The sequence below is a fragment of the Nocardioides euryhalodurans genome (assembly GCF_004564375.1).
Lineage (GTDB): Bacteria > Actinomycetota > Actinomycetes > Propionibacteriales > Nocardioidaceae > Nocardioides > Nocardioides euryhalodurans.
Genome location: NZ_CP038267.1, coordinates 3,990,216 through 4,002,923, shown reverse-complemented (window position 1 = coordinate 4,002,923; position 12,708 = coordinate 3,990,216). Strand labels below are relative to the sequence as shown.

16 protein-coding genes are annotated in these 12,708 nt (G+C 73.9%); 3 read left to right on the top strand and 13 right to left on the bottom strand.

Translation table 11 applies throughout. The features are described 5' to 3' along the window. Positions 1 to 52: 52 nt before the first annotated feature. The 3 genes from EXE57_RS19445 to EXE57_RS19435 form a co-directional block, all read right to left on the bottom strand. Positions 53 to 1,126 (bottom strand): hypothetical protein, encoded by a 1,074-nt coding sequence (locus EXE57_RS19445; RefSeq protein WP_135080408.1) that lies wholly within the window; start codon positions 1,124 to 1,126, stop codon positions 53 to 55. A 173-nt stretch (positions 1,127 to 1,299) separates the two neighbouring features. Continuing rightward, on the bottom strand, positions 1,300 to 2,496 hold the full coding sequence (locus EXE57_RS19440; protein ID WP_135080406.1) for an NAD(P)/FAD-dependent oxidoreductase: 1,197 nt from the start codon (positions 2,494 to 2,496) through the stop codon (positions 1,300 to 1,302). 22 nt (positions 2,497 to 2,518) lie between these two features. Beyond that, positions 2,519 to 3,397 carry a hypothetical protein gene (locus EXE57_RS19435; protein WP_135080404.1) on the bottom strand — a complete coding sequence of 293 codons (879 nt, stop codon included), beginning with the start codon at positions 3,395 to 3,397 and terminating at the stop codon, positions 2,519 to 2,521. Positions 3,398 to 3,421: 24 nt separating this feature from the next. On the opposite strand from EXE57_RS19435, the gene EXE57_RS19430 reads away from it, so the two are divergent. After that, positions 3,422 to 3,775 carry a thioredoxin domain-containing protein gene (locus EXE57_RS19430; RefSeq protein WP_135080402.1) on the top strand — a complete coding sequence of 118 codons (354 nt, stop codon included), beginning with the start codon at positions 3,422 to 3,424 and terminating at the stop codon, positions 3,773 to 3,775. Between the two features lie 6 nt (positions 3,776 to 3,781). On the opposite strand, the gene EXE57_RS19425 is transcribed toward EXE57_RS19430, so the two are convergent. Genes EXE57_RS19425 through EXE57_RS19405 form a run of 5 tightly spaced genes read right to left on the bottom strand, consistent with a single transcriptional unit; the run spans position 3,782 to position 7,381 of the window. After that, the gene (locus EXE57_RS19425; protein ID WP_135080400.1) at positions 3,782 to 4,282 is read right to left on the bottom strand and encodes a GNAT family N-acetyltransferase; all 501 of its coding nucleotides are present in this window, start codon (positions 4,280 to 4,282) and stop codon (positions 3,782 to 3,784) included. Continuing rightward, positions 4,275 to 4,934, bottom strand: coding sequence for a response regulator (locus tag EXE57_RS19420; protein WP_135080398.1), 660 nt, complete (start codon positions 4,932 to 4,934; stop codon positions 4,275 to 4,277). Before EXE57_RS19420 ends, EXE57_RS19425 begins: the two co-directional genes overlap by 8 nt. A gap of 40 nt (positions 4,935 to 4,974) precedes the next feature. Beyond that, positions 4,975 to 5,478, bottom strand: a complete 504-nt coding sequence (locus EXE57_RS19415; protein WP_135080396.1) for a flavin reductase family protein — start codon at positions 5,476 to 5,478, stop codon at positions 4,975 to 4,977. Continuing rightward, positions 5,475 to 6,575 carry a MacS family sensor histidine kinase gene (macS, locus tag EXE57_RS19410; RefSeq protein WP_244247110.1) on the bottom strand — a complete coding sequence of 367 codons (1,101 nt, stop codon included), beginning with the start codon at positions 6,573 to 6,575 and terminating at the stop codon, positions 5,475 to 5,477. Before macS ends, EXE57_RS19415 begins: the two co-directional genes overlap by 4 nt. Before the next feature lie 59 nt (positions 6,576 to 6,634). After that, positions 6,635 to 7,381: a lysophospholipid acyltransferase family protein gene (locus tag EXE57_RS19405; protein ID WP_135080392.1), complete on the bottom strand. Its 747-nt coding sequence runs from the start codon at positions 7,379 to 7,381 to the stop codon at positions 6,635 to 6,637. Between the two features lie 101 nt (positions 7,382 to 7,482). Between EXE57_RS19405 and EXE57_RS19400 the strand changes: the two genes are divergently transcribed. After that, positions 7,483 to 8,250: an alpha/beta hydrolase gene (locus tag EXE57_RS19400; RefSeq protein ID WP_135080390.1), complete on the top strand. Its 768-nt coding sequence runs from the start codon at positions 7,483 to 7,485 to the stop codon at positions 8,248 to 8,250. 15 nt (positions 8,251 to 8,265) lie between these two features. After that, on the top strand, positions 8,266 to 8,679 hold the full coding sequence (locus EXE57_RS19395) for a hypothetical protein (protein WP_135080388.1): 414 nt from the start codon (positions 8,266 to 8,268) through the stop codon (positions 8,677 to 8,679). Positions 8,680 to 8,685: 6 nt separating this feature from the next. On the opposite strand, the gene EXE57_RS19390 is transcribed toward EXE57_RS19395, so the two are convergent. Genes EXE57_RS19390 through EXE57_RS19370 form a run of 5 tightly spaced genes read right to left on the bottom strand, consistent with a single transcriptional unit; the run spans position 8,686 to position 12,643 of the window. Beyond that, positions 8,686 to 9,651, bottom strand: a complete 966-nt coding sequence (locus EXE57_RS19390) for an ROK family protein (RefSeq protein ID WP_135080386.1) — start codon at positions 9,649 to 9,651, stop codon at positions 8,686 to 8,688. A 10-nt stretch (positions 9,652 to 9,661) separates the two neighbouring features. Further along, positions 9,662 to 10,603, bottom strand: a complete 942-nt coding sequence (locus EXE57_RS19385; RefSeq protein WP_135080384.1) for an ROK family glucokinase — start codon at positions 10,601 to 10,603, stop codon at positions 9,662 to 9,664. Further along, entirely contained in the window at positions 10,600 to 11,040 is a 441-nt protein-coding gene (locus EXE57_RS19380; protein WP_135080382.1) for a hypothetical protein, read from the bottom strand. Before EXE57_RS19380 ends, EXE57_RS19385 begins: the two co-directional genes overlap by 4 nt. Then, positions 11,037 to 12,206, bottom strand: coding sequence for an ArsA family ATPase (locus EXE57_RS19375; RefSeq protein ID WP_135080380.1), 1,170 nt, complete (start codon positions 12,204 to 12,206; stop codon positions 11,037 to 11,039). The genes EXE57_RS19380 and EXE57_RS19375 overlap by 4 nt, the downstream gene beginning before the upstream one ends. Then, on the bottom strand, positions 12,203 to 12,643 hold the full coding sequence (locus EXE57_RS19370; protein ID WP_135080378.1) for an SRPBCC family protein: 441 nt from the start codon (positions 12,641 to 12,643) through the stop codon (positions 12,203 to 12,205). The genes EXE57_RS19375 and EXE57_RS19370 overlap by 4 nt, the downstream gene beginning before the upstream one ends. Between the last annotated feature and the right edge of the window lie 65 nt (positions 12,644 to 12,708).

Genomic DNA, 12,708 nt, shown 5'->3' with positions numbered 1-12,708 from the left:
CATCGCGGCAACAACACGACCCATCTGTGACGCACTATCTCCGTACCCGGCCTCACGCCGCACGACGGTGACGGAGCAGCCTGGCTCGTCGGCCGGCTGACAGGGACCGACGCTGCTCCACGGTGAGGGTCGGGACCCACCAGTCCGGCGGTTCGGTCGTCCACGCCCGCTGTCCCTCGGGCAGCCAGCGAGCCCGCCGGCGAGCGGCGACCATGCGCCGGGCCGTCCCGTCCGGATCGGCAGTGTCTCCCGCAACCAGGGTGAGGGCCTCCAGCCCGACCTCCCGGAACGCCTCCTCACGACGGATGTCACCGGCCCGACGGCTGCCCTCCAGGTGGAGCCTGCCGTCGTACTCGCAGATCGTTCCGGACTCCGGGTCGAGCAGGTCGGGGGTGCCGATGTGCCGACCGAGGCGGTCGAAGACCGGGCGGTTCATCAGCGGGGTGGGCAGTCCCGCGTCCAGGATCCAGATGAGCTCCATGAGCACCTCCTGGGGCGACCAGCAGTTCTCGTCGGCGTGGAGCAGGGCTTCGCGGGCCAAGGGCACGCCGGTCCAGCTCGACAGGCCCGCTCGGGGGGCCTCGCCGACGTAGAGCCGCATCTCGTCGCGACTGACGAGGTCGTCGTACGCCGCCATGGCGAAGACCTTCGCGGCACTGCGGACATCCGGTGCATAACGCATGGCGTAGGCCACCGACCGGAGGGGGAAGGTGACAGGCAGGGAGTCCACGATGATCACCTCAGCCGGATCCGAACGCTCCCGGCACACCACCACCCCATCCCGCGGACGCACCCTCGCGGAGACCGCCAGGTCGACGGGCAAGCCGGCGGCGTGGGTCGCCGTGGACCCGTCGAACCAGCTCCCTCCCAGCCAGCGCAGGGCCGCCCAGCCGGTGACTGCGCCACGGCCGCGCGAGATCAGCGACGCTGCCTCGACGATCCGCTGCTCGACCGTCTGCTCGACGTCCGCGGGGGTGAAGAGGCCACTCGTCGTACGCCGCCATCCCGGTCCGCGTGCCTGTCCGGGGGTCGGCCCCCGCAACCCCGCCGGGTCGACCCGGACCGGCGCGACGAGACCCGGCCGGTCCGGGTGGAACGACCCCGGGCGGAACCGCGAGGCAACCATGGCGACATGGTGGCGCGGCACCCGTCTCGCTCGTGCGCCTCATCCACAGGTGCTCCTGGGTCCCCCGGCACCGGGGGGATAGTGCGTCACGAAACGGTCGCTAGACAGGCCGAACCACGACCGTTCTGTGACGCACTATCGGGCTGCCGCGACGCACTATCGGGCCGGCACCCTCAGTCCGCGAGGTCGGCGAGCGGCACGCCCGGGTCGCGTACGGCCGCGGTCGCCTCGCGACCGACGACCGCCTTGAGGGGGTCGATGGCGTCCCAGTCGTTGACGTGCATGCCGGCCACGACGCGGTCGCCCCGGATCCACAGCGCGCTGAAGATCCGGCCGGCGAGGTCGCCGCGGAGCACCACGTCGTCGTAGCCGGCGCCGGTGTGGCCGACGTACTCCATGCCGAGGTCGTACTGGTCGGTGAAGAAGTACGGCTGCCGGTCGTAGGCCGCGTCGTCGCCCAGCATCGCCCGGGCGGCGTGCTTGCCCTGGTGGATCGCGGTGTCCCAGTGCTCGACGCGGATCCGGTGGCCCAGCACGGGGTGGTCGTGGTGGGCGACGTCACCGGCGGCGAAGACGTGGTCGTCGCTGGTCCGCAGCCGCGCGTCGACGAGCACCCCGCCGTCGACGGCGAGACCTGCCTCGACGGCGAGCCGGTCCTCGGGCACCGCGCCGATGCCGACGACGACCAGGTCGGGGGTGATCGCACTGCCGTCGTCGAGGACCACCCGGGTGCCGCCGCCGGTGTGCTCGACGGCAGCGACGCCGGTGCCGAGCCGCAGGTCGACGCCGTGCTCGCGGTGGAGCTCGGCGAAGACCGGCGCGACCTCGGGCCCGAGCACCCGCTCCAGCGGCAGGGACGCGCTCTCGACGACGGTGACGCTGCCGCCGGCCTGACGCGCCGCGGAGGCCACCTCGAGGCCGATCCAGCCCGCGCCGATGACCAGCAGGTGGCCGCCGAGCCGCTCCTTGAGCGCGAGCGAGTCCTCGAGGGTGCGCAGGTACGCGACCTCGGCGCCGGAGTCGTCGGCGACCGCGAGTCGTCGCGGCCGCGCGCCGGTGGCGAGCAGCAGGCGGTCGTAGTCCAGCTCCCGGTCGCCGAGGGCGACCCGGCGCGCAGCGGTGTCGACGGCCGTCACGGTGTGGCCGGTCAGCAGCTCGACGTCGTGGTCGGCGTACCACCCGGCGTCGCGCACGATCGGCGAGTCGGGCTCGTCGGTGCCGAGCAGGAGCCCCTTCGACAGCGGCGGCCTCTCGTACGGCGGGTGCTGCTCCGACCCGATGAGGGTGACCGGTCCGGTGTGGCCCTGCGCGCGGAGCTCCTCGACCGCGTGCGCGCCGGCCAGTCCGCCTCCGACGACGACGATTCCCATGGCTACCTCCTGCCTTCGCACCCTAGCCGCGCAGCCTCGCGAGGGCGGCGAGCGCGGCCTCGTGGTCGGAGGTCGCCGCCGCCAGCGACGCCTCCGCCTCCGCGCGCACGTCCTCGGCGTCGGCGAGCTCCTCGTCGACCTCCTCGTACGTCGTCTCGAGGTCGGCCAGCCTCCGGCGCAGCTCCTCGATCTCGGCCTGCAGCTGCATCCCCCGGGCCTCGAGGTCGGTCACGTCGGTCCGTGCCGACTCGAGCGCCTCCGTGGCAGCGGCCACTGCCGAGCCGGCCCGCTCGGCCTGCTCGCGGGCGGCCGCGACGGCCTTCTCGTCGGCGTCGGGGTCGGGCACGACGTGCAGCTCCGGGGGCGCGGGCTCGACGGGGGTGGCGCTGAAGCCGAGGGCCTCCGGGGTCGCCACCGCGCGGGTGAGGTCGACCTCGTCGACCCCGGTGGCCGCGAGCGCGGTCACGAGCAGCCCGCTGCGGACCGCCTCGGCGCATCGTGCGTCGAGCATGGCCGCGGTGAGCGTCGCCTCGACCTGCTCGGCCACTGCTGGGGTGACCCGGACCCCGGCCTCCGAGGCGAGCGAGCGGGCGCCGGTGGTGACGGCTGCCGTGAGCTGCCGCCGTTGACGGGTCAGGGCCCGGAGCTCCTCGCCGTCCATGCCGGCGGCCGCCTCGCGGAGTGCCGCCCCCAGGTCGAGCACCTGGCCGACCTGCTCGGCGTCCCGGCGTACGAGCAGGTCGACGACCCAGGCCGCGAGCGAGGGCTTGCGCAGCGCCTTGACGGACGCGGCCAGGTCGGTGCCCTTCAGCTCCTTGGCACGCGCGTCGCGGGCCGGCGTGAACTCGGGCAGCGGCAGCCCGTAGAGCTCGTCCGCGATGCCCAACAGCTCCTCGGTCACCGTCTGATCCTAGGATGCCTCGTCGTGGAGGTCTGGACGACAGTGGCGTGCAGCAAGACCCGGGCGGCCCTCGACGGGCTGCAGCGGGCGGGCGAGCGGTACGAGACCCGCTCCTGCCTCGACGAGCCGCCAACGCACGACGAGCTGTACGACGTCCTGCGCCGGCTCGACGTGGAGCCCTGGGAGATCGCCCGGGACAAGGAGAGCGCGGACGCCGGGTTCGCCGACCTGCCGCGCGACGCCCCGCACCGGCACGACTGGGTGGCCGCCCTCGCGTCGCACCCACGCGCGATCCAGCGGCCGATCATCCTCCTGGACGACGGCACCGCCGTCGTGGCGCGCGACGCCGAGACGCTCGACCGCGTGCTGGGGGTCTGAGCCCGGTCACGGCCCGGCCGCGACCTGCCCGTCCGCCGGCCGGGCCAGGGCGTACTCGCTCTCCACGGGGTGGGGCGGCCACTCGGCCCGACGCGACCCTCCGGTCGGGCGCCACCCGAGGTGCTCGTACAGCCCCCGCGCCCGGTGGTTCGCGTCGAGGCACCACAGCCGCGGCCCGGGCGCCATCCGGGTGACCGCCCGCTCGACCGCGGACCGCGCGAGCCCGCGGCCCCAGGCGGACGGGTGGACCGCGAGGTGGCGCAGCCGGTGGTCGTCGTACGCCACCAGGGCCAGCAGGCCCTCGGTACCGGGGACCACCTCCACCGTGACGCCGTCCTCGGCCAGCGTGGCGTCCCAGCGTGCCTCGACCTCGGCCTCGGGGTAGGGGTGCTCGGCAGCCGGGAAGACGTGGGCGAGGGCTACCAGGTTGGCGTCGCGCTCGAGCTCCATCAGCGCGTGGGCCTCCTCCGGGGACGCGACCCGGAACGACTCGGCGCCGTCACCCATCGCCGTCGAGACCCTGCTCGATCGCCCAGCGGGTCAGCTCGACCCGGTTGTGCATCTGCAGCTTGCGGAGGGTGTTCTGGACGTGGTTCTGGACGGTCCGGTGGGAGATGACCAGCCGCTCGGCGATCTGCTTGTAGGACATGCCCTTGGCCACCATCTTGAGCACCTCGGTCTCGCGCTCGGTGAGGTGCTCCCCCGGTGGCGTCTCGGCCGGCGCCTCGGCCATCCGGCGGAACTCCCCCAGCACCAGACCGGCGAGCCCGGGGGTGAAGACCGTGTCGCCCGCGGCGACCCGGCGTACGGCGTCGAGGAGCTCCTGCCGGGAGGCGGACTTGACGAGGTAGCCGGTCGCCCCCGCCTTGACCGCCGCCAGCACGTCGGCCTGCTCCCCGGAGGCCGACAGGATCAGCACCCGTGCCGAGGGGTCGTGCTCGAGCACCCGCGCGGTCACCTCGACACCGTTGGGACCGGGGATCTGCAGGTCCAGGACGACGACCTGCGGCCGTGCCGCGGGGAAGCGGGCGATCGCCTCGGTCCCGTTGGCGGCCACGCCGACGACGTCGAACCCCGCTGCCTGCAGGTCGCGCTCGACCGCGTCGCGCCACATCGGGTGGTCGTCGACCACCATCACCCGGATCGGCTGGTCGCTCATGACCGCGACCCTAGTGGGCACCGGTCGGTCCCGCAGGGCGTCAGGGACGGACCCAGCGACCGCGTCGGTGGACCAGCGGCTCGGGGTCGTCGCCGACGGCGACCTCGTCGAGGGTGCAGGTCACCAGGCGCGACCACCCGACGTCGCCCACCTCCTCGAGCGAGACCAGCGCCCAGGTGTCGGCGTCCACGAGCCGCGGGCCGTACGCCGTCTCCTCGAAGGCGGCCGTCCGGAAGGGCCCGCCGGGAGCGGGCGCGGTCCCCGCGAAGGCCTCGGCCAGGTCACGGTGGTGCCACGAGAGGAGCTGCACCACCGCCTTGCCGGTCGACTCCAGAGCGGCGGTCAGGTCGGCGTCGGGGTCGACCAGGCCGAGCACCCGACCCGGCTCGCCCCCGGCGACCATCAGCGACGTCACGGTCAACCCGGACCTGCCGCGACCCTCCCCGGCGGTCCACAGCGACACCGTGCCGGTGACCCGGCCGCGCAGCCGGCGTACGGGATCGGGGTCGGGATCGGCGAAGGGGTGCCCGGAGTGGATGGTCACGACGGGGAGCCTAGGACGCGCCGGGGGACGACGAGCTCCCACTCTGTGCCGAAGGCCCCGGTCTCGAGCGTGGCGGTCCCGCCGAGCTCGGCCAGCCTGCCGATGATCGACTGCGAGACGCCGAGCCGGCCCTGGTCCTCGGCCTCGGCGAGCCGGCCCGCCGCGATTCCCGGCCCCTCGTCGCGCACGGTCACCGTCACCTCGGCACCGGTGTCGTCGAGCAGCACCCACGCCGGGGCGTCCGGCGCGACGTGGGTACGCACGTTGTCGAGGCAGGTCCGCACCGCAGCGACCAGCTCCGACCCGACCGGCCCCGGCAGCAGCACCGGCCCGCCGGGCGTCGAGAGCGTGACCGGGGACCCGTTCGTCCGGGTCAGCTCCTCCAGCGCGCTGGCGACGTCCGTCGTGGTGGTGTCCGGGCCGTCGGCGGCGTCCTGCTGGCGGATCAGCGACCGCAGGGCAGCCTCCTGCTCCCCCGCCAGCCGGCCGAGCTCACCGAGCTGCGGGTCGGTCGTGGCCAGCTCGCCGCCCTTGCGCTGCACCAGTGCCAGCACCTGGAGCACCCCGTCGTGGACGGCGCGCGCGAGCCGGGCCCGCTCCTCGCTGGCGATCGCCACGCGCTGCGCGGCGTCCCGCTCCCGGGCCATCAGCTCCAGCGACTCGCACAGGAAGCCGACGATCGGACCGACCACGAGGAGCAGGAAGATGTTGCCGTAGTTGCCCTGCGTGACGTCGCTGCGGACGGAGAGGTCGGCGGCGGTGACGAGTGCGCCGGCCGCCAGTCCACCGCGCCAGTGCCAGTGGATGGCCCACGCCAGCACCGCCGCCATCACCCAGAAGCCGGGGATCGTGGCGCGCAGCCCTTCCCCCTTGATGAGCGGCGAGGCGAGGACCAGGCCGAGCACGACGGCCAGGTCGGCGCCGAGCAGCCAGGCGGTCCGGCGCGCCGGGTCGGCGTACAGCTTGGTGACCAAGACCGTCCAGCCGGCCATCACACCGACGGCGACGACACCCCACGCGGGATGGCGGAAGTTGTCGGCCCGGTAGACGTTGAGCGCCACCGCGTTGACGAGGAGGACGGCACGCAGGATCCCCAGCGCCCGGAAGAGCCGGTCCTCGACCGCGAGCGCCGGCCGGGACCACAGCCGCAGCCGCGTCAGGACGCCTTCTTGTGCTGGTCGGCCCCATCGCGCTCGGCGGCGGCTGCCTTCGCTTCCTTCTCGAGCCGCTTGGACTCGTCCTTGGCGCGGCCGGCGTACATGTCGACGTACTCCTGCCCCGAGAGCCGCATGATCTCGTACATGATCTCGTCGGTGATCGAGCGCAGGATGTAGCGGTCGTTCTCCATGCCCTCGTAGCGGGAGAAGTCGAGCGGGCGGCCGAACCGCACGCCGGGGCGGGTGAACGTGCCGAACTTCTTGCCCGGCGGCGCCACCACGTCGGTGCCGAGCACCGCGACAGGGATGACGGGTACGCCGGTCTCGAGCGCGAGCCGTGCGACGCCGGTCTTGCCGCGGTAGAGCTTGCCGTCGTGGGAGCGGGTGCCCTCGGGGTAGATGCCGAAGAGCTCACCCTCGTCGAGGATCCGCTTCGCGGCCGACAACGCGCCCTCGGCCGCCGAGGCGCCGGCCCGATCGATCGGCACCTGGCCGGCCCCGGAGAAGAACTTCTTCTGGAACCAGCCCTTGATGCCCGGGCTCGTGAAGTACTCGGCCTTGGCCACGAAGGTGACCCGCCGGGGCAGCGTCAGCGGCATGAACAGCCAGTCGGCGTAGGAGAGGTGGTTGCTGGCCAGGATCGCCGGCCCCTCGTCGGGCACGTGCTCGGCACCCTCGACGACCGGCCGGAAGACCACGCGGAGCAACGGCCCGATCGCGATCCACTTAAGGAACCAGTAGAACACCGCGCGACCTCCCCGACCCCGCTCGACTCCGACGGGTGGAGCCTAGACCCTCGCGGCCCGGATGCCCCACCAGCGCGACCGGCTCGGGCATGATCTGCGCCATGACCGTCCACCCCCTCGCCCAACCGCTCTCCCGGGCCGCCAAGCCGCAGCTCACCGGCGGCCGGGCGATCGGCGTCCTGCTGCTCCACGGCTTCAGCGGCTCCCCCGCGTCCATGCGGCCCTGGGGCAGCTACCTCGCCGACCGCGGCTACGCCGTGGAGGTGCCGCTGTTGCCGGGCCACGGCACCCGGTGGCAGGACCTCAACGGCGTCCGCTGGACCGACTGGTACGCCGAGGCCGAGCAGGCCCTCGACCGGCTGCTGACCAGCTGTGACGCGGTGGTCGTCGGCGCGCTGTCGATGGGCGGCTCGGTGGCCCTGCGGCTGGCGCAGGAGCGCCACGACGACGTCGCCGGCCTGGTCCTGGTCAACCCGTTCGTCTCGAGCAGCCGTCCCGAGCTCCGGGCGCTGCCGGTGCTCAAGCGGGTGGTGCCGTCGCTCAAGGGCATCACCAACGACATCAAGAAGCCCGGCCAGGACGAGGTCGGCTATCCGCGGCTGCCCCTCAAGGGGCTGTCCCAGGTCACGGAGATGTGGAAGCCCGTCGTGCGCGACCTGCCGCGCGTCACCCAGCCGCTGCTCTACTTCCGCTCGACCGAGGACCACGTGATCGACGACTCCTCCAGCAGGACCGTGCTGGGCGCGGTGAGCTCGCGCGACGCGCAGGAGCGGATGCTGACCAACAGCTTCCACGTCGCGACGCTCGACCACGAGGCCGAGATCATCTACGCCGAGTCCGCCGACTTCGTGGCCCGTGTGACCACCTGACGTATCGTCTGGGCCGTGAGCACGAGGCCCGGCGAGGACGACGTCTGGCGCTCGATCGTCGACAACTACGGCGAGCGGGCGGAGTTGGACGACGCTGACCCCCATGCTCCCGGGGCAGCACCGGAGCCCTCGCCCGAGCCCTTCGCGCCGACCCACGACGAGATCGACGCGTGGGAGGAGCCGGAGGAGCGCTTCGTGCCGCCGGTGCCGCCACCCGCGCCCCGGCTCCCGCTGCCGCAGCGGCTGGCGTGGCTGGGCGTCTTCGGCAGCCCCGCGGTCCTGCTGGTCGCCCTGGTCGCCGGCATCAGCCTCCCGGGGCTGGTGGCGTACGCCCTGGTGACCGCGTTCATCGGCGGCTTCCTCTACCTCGTCGCGACGATGCAGCGTGGCAGCAGCCGCGACCCCTGGGACGACGGCTCGCGGATCTGACTGCCGTCAGCCCGGATCCACGCTTCCGCCGCGGGCGGCCATCGCCAGCGCGGCGGCGCCGATCAGCCCGGCCTCGGGACCGAGGGCGGCCGGCACCAGCGGCGGGACCTCCCGGTGCTCGGCACCCACGAGCGAGCGCCCCAACGCCTCGCGGGCCGGCTCGAGCAGCCGGTCGCCCGCGACGCTGACACCGCCGCCCACCACGATGAGTGCGGGGTCGAAGGCGGCGACGAGGTTGGCCAGGCCCACGCCGAGCCACCGGCCCACGGACGTGAAGGCGCCCCGCGCGACCAGGTCGCCGTCCTCGGCCGCCGCGGTCACCATCGGCCCGGTGAGCCGTTCGGGGTCGCCCTCGCAGAGCTCGGTGAGGACCGTGGGGTCGGTCCCGAGCCGGGCGCGGGCGTAGCGCACCAGCGCGCTGCCGCTGGAGTACTGCTCCCAGCAGCCGCGGCGACCGCACTCGCAGGGAGCACCGTCGGGGACGACCTGCATGTGGCCGAACTCCCCCGCCATGCCCTGGTCGCCGCGCCACACCCGGCCGTCGAGGACCAGGCCGCCCCCGATGCCGGTGCCGAGGGTGACGAGCAGCAGTGACGACATCCCCCGTCCTGCGCCGTACGTCGCCTCCGCGTGGGCGGCGCAGGTGGCGTCGTTGTCGAGCACCACGCGGGCGTCGAGGCGGGTCGAGAGCCGGGACCGGACGTCCTCGCCGCGCCACGGCAGGTGCGGGGCGAACACCACGCGCCCCCCGCTGCCGTCCACGAAGCCCGCCGCGGCCAGCCCGACGGCCGTCACCGGCTCGCCGCCCGCAACCTCGGTCACCGCACTGACGATCGTGTCCTCGACGACCTCGGCCGAGACCAGTCGGCCCGGCGTGCTGCGTCGTACGGAGCGCAGCAGCTCTCCGGTGTCGGCGACCAGTCCGGCGAGCACCTTGGTGCCGCCGACGTCCACGCCCACCCAGCGGCCCACGGGGCGCGGCCTAGCTCCGCGCCAGGTCGGCGGCGCCGACGAGCCCGGCGGTGTTGCCGAGGGTGGCCTTGCGGATCTCGGCGATCGGCCGGTGCTCCCGGCCGGGCAGGTGCTCGACGAAGGACTCCCGCACCGGGTCGAGCAGCAGCTCGTCGGCGTCCGCGACACCTCCGCCGACCGCGATCACGGCCGGGTCGAGGACGGCAACCAGCGAGGCGATGCCGGCGCCGAGCCAGCGCCCGAGCTCGGCGAGCTGCGCGAGCGCGAAGGGGTCGCCGGAGCGGGCGACCTCGGTGATCATCGGCCCGTCGATCGCCGCGGCGTCGCCACCGGCGCGCTCGAGCAGTGCGCTCGCCGCCGCATCGCCGGACGCCGCCGCGGCCCTGGCCCGCCGGTCGAGCGCGGTGCCGCTCGCGTACTGCTCGAAGCAGCCGCGACGACCGCAGCCGCACGGGAGGCCGTCGGGGACGACGCGCAGGTGGCCGATCTCGGCAGCCACGCCGAAGGCGCCACGGTGGACCTGGCCGTCGAGGACGAGACCACCGCCCACGCCGGTGCCGACCGTGACGAGCAGCAGGTCGTCGACGTCGGCGCCCGCGCCGTAGCGGAACTCGCCCCAGGCCGCCGCGTTGGCGTCGTTCTCGACGACGACGGGGAGGTGGATCTGCTCCTCGAGCTCACCCTTGAGGTCGATGTCGCGCCAGGCGAGGTTGGGGGCGATGAGCACCTTGGCGCGGTCGCGGTCGACGTAGCCCGCTGCGCCGACCCCGACGGCGGAGACGTCGTGCCGGGACGCGAGCTCGCGGACCAGGCCCGCGATCGCGTCCTCCATCGCGTCGACGTCGGTCGCGGGCGACTCGACGCGCAGCTTCTCGAGGACCGTGCCGTCCTCGTCGACGACACCGCCGGCGATCTTGGTGCCGCCCACGTCGATCCCACAGCTGAGAGTCACTGGTGCTCCTCCTCCGGCCACGGGCCGTCGTCGTCCAGGTCGATGTGCTCCACCCCGGGCTCGGGCCGGGGCGCCTGGGTGCCACCGGCAGCGGCGAGGATCCCGGCCGCCGCCTGCATCAGGGAGGCCGCGGCGACCGCGAGGTGCTCCCGGACCTCGGGGCTGGTCGCGCGCACCAGGTGGACCGTGCGACAGACGGGGCACCAGCTGCACTCGGAAGCACCGGTGTCGACGTGTTCGGACACCTCCCGGGCCGCGGCGGAGGCGTGTCCGGCGAGCCCGCCCAGACCTCCACCCAGCCCGCTGCCGAGGTCGGAGCCGTGGTCGCGCGCCCAGTCGGAGAGCGCGCCGAAGAGCCTGGCCGCCTCCTCGCCGACGCTGCCGACCTCCTCGTCGGGCGCCCCGTGGGGTGCCTCGTCACCAGGACCGCTGCTCACGTGACCCTCTCCTCGAACCTGACCTGTAGCTCACCCTGCTCCACCCGCGCGCCCGCGACGGCGTACCGCGAGAGTGCCGCAGGCAGGGTGAGGAGCCGACGATACGACCCCAGCGTCACGACGAGCTCGTCGCCGTTGCGGGCGAGATCGACGTCCGACCTGCGTACGAAGGGGAGCGCGAGGTGCAGCACCGCACCCGAGGCAGTGCGGGTGACCCGGAACGGGCCCTCCCCGGACGGCAGCGCGAGCGGGTCGTCCGCGGCGTACGCCTCGGTCGCGAGGGTCGACAGCGCGACCACGCCGACCGGCTCGTCGGGGCGGTAGAGCGAGCGCCACACGGGCAGCCCGGCGAACGACTCGTCGACCTCCGCCAGCACGCCCTCCTGGGCACGGACCCAGCCCTGCCGCCACGGATCGGCGCCCTCGCTCGGGAAGACCCGGTTGGCGACGACGCCGTCGACGCGGTAGCCGAACAGCGACAGCGTGGTCCAGGAGCGCCGCGCCTCGGCGAGCACCACCGCCTCGGGGGTCAGCACCAGCCGTACGCTCGCGTCCGGGCCGGTGAGCAGCGAGCGGACCTCGTCGAGCTCGCCGTGGAGCCGCTCGACGGCGTCGAAGACCGAGTCCTCCGGCATCGGCACGCCGGCCGCCCGGGTGAGGACCGGCCGCAGGGCCTTGACCACGCGACGCTCGACCGGGAACACCCGCTGCATGTACCAGCCGAGCGCCTCGGGCAGCGCCAGCAGCCGCAGCGTCTCGGCGGTCGGTGCACAGTCGACCACGACCACGTCCCACCGACCGGAGCGGGCGTGCAGCCGCAGCTCGAGCAGGGCCAGCACCTCCTCGGCGCCGGGGATGACCGTCATCTCCTCGGCGGCGATCGGGTCCAGGCCGGCGACGTCGAGCACCGACAGGAGGTAGCCCTGGATCTCCGCCCACGACTGCTCGAAGCGGAGCTGGGCGTCGACCTGCTGCACGTGGAGATGGTCGGCGACCTCGGTCGGCTCCGGCCCGACGGGCGTGCCGAACGCGTCGGCCAGCGAGTGGGCGGCGTCGGTCGAGAGCACCAGCGTGCGCAGGCCGGACGCGGCGGCGAGGGCGGCGGTCCCGGCGGCGACGGTGGACTTGCCGACGCCCCCCTTCCCGGTGAAGAGCAGCACCCTCACCGCAGGGATTCGACCCGCTTCTTCAGTCCCTTGAGCGCAGTGTCGATGAGGATCTTCTCGCCCTTGCGCTTGAGCATCCCGATCAGCGGGATGGTGACGTCGAGGGCCAGCCGGTAGGTGACCTCGGTGCGACCGCCCCCGAGGTCGCGCAGCGTGTAGGCGCCGTCGAGCGCCCGCAGCATCTTGCCCTCGACCAGGGACCAGGTGACCTCGTCGAGCCCGTCCCAGTCGTAGGCAAGGGTGTACTCGTCCTTGATCGGCGACACGTCGAGCCGGAAGAACACGCGCTCGGCCCAACCGCCCTCGCCCTCCTGGACGACCGTCGCCTCCTGCACCCCCTTGGCCCACTCGGGGTAGGACGCGAAGTCACCGATCACCTCCATCACCGCCGCCGGCTCGGCGTCGATGACGATCGAGGAGGTGGTCTGCTCCGCCATCGGTGCTCCTGGAGTCGGGTCGGGGGGTCGGGTCGCGCTCGCTGGGCAGCGAGCGTACCGGATCA